Below are 4,274 nucleotides of genomic sequence, written 5' to 3' on the forward strand. Positions count from 1 at the left end.
GGCCCAGGGGGGCCTGCCGACAACCGGGGAATCGGCTCAGGGGAGCCGGCCGGGACAGACACACCGGCCGCGCCCGCTCCCGAGCGCGCCGCCTCCCGACGCCGCCGCCCCCGCCACGCCACCCAGCGCCGCACCCGCGTGAGCCTGCGTTTCAGCGAACCCGAGTGGGCCGCCGTCCGGAAGGCCGCCGACCGAGCCGATCTCGCCCCCGGAGGCTTCTCCGCTGCCGCCACCCTGGCCGCCGCCACCAGCACCGACCCGGGCGCCGCCATCGCCGACTACCGGCGCGGCATCCAGGAACTCATGGAGTCCAACCGCCAGCTCGCCGCCATCGGCAACAACGTCAACCAGGTGGCCCACTTCCTCAACGCCGGCGGCCAACCCGCCGCCGACCTCCGCCACCTCCTGCACCGCGTCGAAGCCTCCATCGCAGCGGTCGACGACGCCGTCGCCTGGATGGTCCGCCGGTGATCCCCAAGATCCGCACCGGCACCGGCGGCACCTACGGCCTCATCCGCTACGTCTTCGGACCGGGCCGCCGCGATGAACACACCGACCAGCACCTCGTGGCGAGCTGGAACGACTTCGCCCCCGACCCCGGCCGCAACCCCCACCACACCATCGCCCAGCTCGCCGCCCAACTCGACCAGCCCGTCAAAGCCATCGCAGGCCGCGCCCCCGCCGACACCATCTGGCACTGCTCGGTGCGTGCCGACCCCGGCGACCGCCACCTCGACGACAACGACTGGGCGAACATCGCCCGCCGCATCGTCCACGCCACCGGCATCGCCCCGAAAGGCGACACCACGGCCTGCCGCTGGGTCGCCGTCCGCCACGCCGACGACCACATCCACATCGCCGCCACCCTCGTCCGCCAGGACGGCCGCCTCGCCAACCTCTCCTTCGACCGCCGCAAGGCCCAAGCCGAAGCCCGCCTCATCGAGAAGGAGCACGGCCTGCGCCGGCTCAACCCGGGCGACGGCACCGCTGCCAAGAACCCCACCAGCGCCGAGCGCTTCAAAGCCGAACGCACCGGCCGCACCGAGACCCCGCGCGAAACCCTGCGCGAGGCCGTCCGCCAGGCCGTCGCCGGAGCCGACAGCGAGGAGGAGTTCTTCACCCGCCTGCGTGAGGCCGGTCTGCGGGTGAAGCTCCGCCACCTGCCGTCCGGTGACCTCACCGGCTACAACGTCGCCTTGCCCGGTGACCGCAACCGCACCGGCGAGCCCATCTGGTTCTCCGGGTCCAAACTCGCACCCGATCTCTCCCTGCCCCGTATCCGCCTTCGCCTCGACAGCGCATCCACCACCGGAACCCCGGAACCGGGCAGCCGCCGGGCTCGCACCGGACGCTCCACTCCCGCGCGGAGCCGCCGGGACGCCGCCGGCGCCGCCGAGCGCGCCGCCGCCGCTCTCGGCCGGGACGACGACGAAGCCGCCGCCCACCTCGTCGGCGCCGGGGAGATCCTCGACGCCCTCGCCCAGACCTCCCCGGCCGCCACCCGCGCCGAACTCCGCGCCGCCGCCCGCGCCTTCGAACGCGCCACCCGCAGCCACGTCCGCGCCGAGAACGCCGACATCCGCGCCCTGCGCTCGGCCGCCCGCGGAATCGTCCACGCCGGCAGCGCGCTCGGCCGAGCCGAGGACGGCGGCGCCACCGCCATGGTCCTGTCCACCTTCGTCCTGGTCACCCTGGCCGCCGCCCGCTGGCACTCCGCCCGGGGCCACGCCCAGCAGGCCGCAGCCTCCCGCCAAGCAGCCGACCACCTGCGCTCCGCCTACCAGCGGGCCGCCGCCACCCCCATGCACACCATGCGCGAGATAGGCCGCGCCCTCCCGGAGGGCGAACGCCGCCGCCACGACACCACCATCCGCACCGTCCTCGGCGACACGGCCACCCCGAACACCCCGACCCGCGAGCACGACGCCCTAGCCGCCGTCCTCGCGGAAGCCGAGAAGGCCGGCCACGACCCCCAGGCCCTCCTGGAGAAGGCCGTCGACCGGCGGGAGTTGGAAACCGCCCGCAACACTGACGACGTCCTCGTCTGGCGCATCCGCCGCCTCGCCGACCTGCCCGCCAACCCCGAACACCCCCGCACCCGCACGTCCCCCGGCACCCAGACACGGACCGGATCAGCACAGGCGCGCACCGCGCAGTCGGCACCGGCCCGGCCCGCGACCGACCTGCGCCGCCCGGCGCTGCGCCGCTGAATCGGCAGCACGCAGCCTTCCCGGAACCCCTCGACACCTGCTGCCACCAGGTGTTACGCAAGTACCCGAGCACCACGAACGGAGAGCCCGTGACCAGAACCACCGAGCACACCAACACCGCCCCGGCCCCGGTCACCACCCCGGTCCCGGCGGGCTCCGACCCGCTCCTGCAGCTGGAGTACGAGACCCAGACCCCCAGCGGTCCGGAGGCCGTCCGCGGTCTCCTGCACCCGGCCGAACTCGCGCTGCTCGGCATGCCAGTGACGTGCTCCGCCTGCCGGGTCCGCCGAGACTGGCTGCTGCTCAACCACCGCCGCAACGTCTGGGTGCGGTGCCGCTGCGGGAACGAGTGGCTGGAGCCGGAGATCACCCGCAAGGAATTCGACGCGATGATCGCCAACCCGACCTGGACCCACCACCCCGACACCGACGCCGCACGGATGGCCCTCGGCTTCGATGGCACCTTCGCTGGCATCTACCTGGATTAATGGGCGGTTCCGGGCGCCGCTGACCAGGGGCCCGGCAGTTACAGTTACCACGGCTTGACCAGGCGGCCATTCTGATAGCCATCGATCCAGTCGCAATACCGAATCGGTTGCAGGGTGCACCCGGCAAGACGGCTCGGTCGGCATTCAGGCGCGGGGCTCACTCGTGGTGTCGGCCGATCGCTTCAATGTCCTCCTCCAATTGGGATATGCGGAAGCCGCCTGCGGGGCCCGGCAATAGTACGGTGGCGTTCCAGCCGTGGTTTCGCTGCTCAAAGGCCGTCAGGCTGTGTGAGCTGAGGAATGTCTGGAAAGTTCGAGCCGACGAACTCAATAGCTGAAGTACCTGTCGTTCCGCTGGCGGGTGCAGGAACACAAACGGCTCATCGAGGACGAGGAGTGTGGGCTCCGACTGCGCCTGCAGGTCAGCCAGCACGACGAGTGCGTAGAAGTGGAGCAGCAGTTCAGGGGGAACGTGTCCCGCAGCTCGCGAGCCACTCCTGTAGCTGATCTCCAATTCGCCTCCCGCGACGCTTGCCGTTGCGAAGATCTCCGGGAAAGCGATGGGCAGCTTGTCCACAACCGCTCGGGCAATCCACTCATCGACATCGAGGGACGCTGCGAGGCTCCTCAAGGTAGGCGCTTCTCGATAGTTGCGATGTTGTGCCGAGAACTCGAAGACGCGATACGGGCGCGGTGGGAGTGGCACTTCACGTCCATCAACACGGTAGCGGAGCCGCGGCCCGTCGACTTCGACGTCGGCGGACCGCGGTTCAGGATCGAACCAGTTGATCGTGCAGATGGACTTCTTGTACCCGTCCATGAGCGTCAGCGGCTGCGACAGAGAGCGCAGCAGGCTCAGCAGCTGTGTCTTGCCAGATCCATTGGGTCCGAACAGAAGGTTGCAGCGAGCAAGTTGAACCACACCGGGATTTAGCACGAAGTGGCGTCGGATTTCCATGGACTGGATCCAGCCAGCTGGGCGGCGGGCGCCGCCCTGTTCGACACGTGTGCGGTACTCATGCAGGTCTCGCCAGCTACGCAGCAATGACACCGGGTACTCGTTGCCGGCGTTGGCGTCGACGAGCCTGCCGCACGCGGCGCATAGCCAGATCCCGTTCGCGGTTGATGCTCGATTGTCCTCGGACAGTCCTCCAGTGCCGCGGGGACCGCCTGCGGCAGCTGCGAAGATGTGTGAGGCAGTGCCGGTGTCAACCACATCGTCCATGCCCCCACCAGGGCCTATCGTCAGAGCCCCACAGCGTGGATTGGAGCAGCGGTAACCAGCCCGCTGCGCAAGTAGTCTCCGCACGGTCGGGCCGAAGTTCGCGCGGCCGCCTCGCTCTGTCCCGGGACCTGTCAAGTTCCCCGCCCCCTGCACTCAACGGGCCACTGTCGAGGGACCCTTCCGGCGCTCAACGCTACCTGTCGGCCGCCGTTGGGTGGTTCGGGTTCGCCGTCGAGCTGCTGAGCGACTCCGCGGCTGACGGACGAGGAATACGACACTGCAGGAATAGGCGCTCTCCGCCGGTGTAGGCCGGGCAGCGCGAAGGACCGCCACCGATGTCGGTGGCGGTCC

4 protein-coding genes are annotated in these 4,274 nt (G+C 70.3%); 3 read left to right on the top strand and 1 reads right to left on the bottom strand.

The window, feature by feature from the left end; translation table 11 throughout:
• Positions 1–138: 138 nt before the first annotated feature.
• The 3 genes from ACFRAR_RS38295 to ACFRAR_RS38305 all read left to right on the top strand — a co-directional run bounded on the left by ACFRAR_RS38295 (position 139) and on the right by ACFRAR_RS38305 (position 2,698).
• Positions 139–471, top strand: coding sequence for a MobC family plasmid mobilization relaxosome protein (locus ACFRAR_RS38295; RefSeq protein WP_380705010.1), 333 nt, complete (start codon positions 139–141; stop codon positions 469–471).
• Entirely contained in the window at positions 468–2,210 is a 1,743-nt protein-coding gene (locus tag ACFRAR_RS38300; RefSeq protein WP_380705012.1) for a relaxase/mobilization nuclease domain-containing protein, read from the top strand. Before ACFRAR_RS38295 ends, ACFRAR_RS38300 begins: the two co-directional genes overlap by 4 nt.
• 89 nt (positions 2,211–2,299) lie before the next feature.
• Positions 2,300–2,698 (top strand): hypothetical protein, encoded by a 399-nt coding sequence (locus ACFRAR_RS38305; RefSeq protein WP_380705015.1) that lies wholly within the window; start codon positions 2,300–2,302, stop codon positions 2,696–2,698.
• Between the two features lie 157 nt (positions 2,699–2,855).
• Here ACFRAR_RS38305 and ACFRAR_RS38310 read toward each other — a convergent pair whose 3' ends face one another.
• On the bottom strand, positions 2,856–3,923 hold the full coding sequence (locus ACFRAR_RS38310) for an AAA family ATPase (RefSeq protein ID WP_380705017.1): 1,068 nt from the start codon (positions 3,921–3,923) through the stop codon (positions 2,856–2,858).
• Positions 3,924–4,274: the final 351 nt, after the last annotated feature.

This window comes from Kitasatospora sp. NPDC056651 (assembly GCF_042792155.1).
In the GTDB taxonomy this organism is placed as follows: Bacteria; Actinomycetota; Actinomycetes; order Streptomycetales; family Streptomycetaceae; genus Kitasatospora.